Source organism: Virgibacillus salexigens (assembly GCF_014905415.1).
Classification (GTDB): domain Bacteria; phylum Bacillota; class Bacilli; order Bacillales; family Amphibacillaceae; genus Virgibacillus; species Virgibacillus salexigens.
This window is the reverse complement of record NZ_BNEO01000068.1, coordinates 1-341: the sequence shown is the minus strand read 5'-3', so window position 1 is coordinate 341 and position 341 is coordinate 1. Positions and strand designations below refer to the sequence as shown.

General features: G+C 32.8%; 1 pseudogene. It reads left to right on the top strand.

Annotation, left to right across the window (positions count from 1 at the left end):
- Positions 1 to 148 precede the first annotated feature (148 nt).
- Positions 149 to 341: pseudogene (locus JKP73_RS22265) on the top strand (YjiH family protein); the annotation flags it as partial.

The following is a 341-nucleotide window of genomic DNA, read 5'->3' as shown; positions in this document are numbered from 1 at the left end:
AAAATATTTGTCGATTGGTAATTGTAACTTTTCTTAAGATAAAACATGGCTAATTCTACGGATATGGAATTAGCCAGATGCTTAGCAAAACTTTATTGGTGGAAAATTCGTTTAAATGTATGTCGTAGATTTAGTCGGAGGTGCTCATGTGAATGTGGTACAAAAAGAAATAGAAAAATCCAACGACTTGGAAAAAGAAGTTTTGTCTTTTTGGACACCATCTAATCAGTGGAAATCTTTCATTGTATCGCTTACAGGTTTATTTTTATTTCTTGTTCCAATTCCTTATCAGGGCCAATGGACAATTGGAATAGGTATTATTGCTGAATTCCTTCAAAACA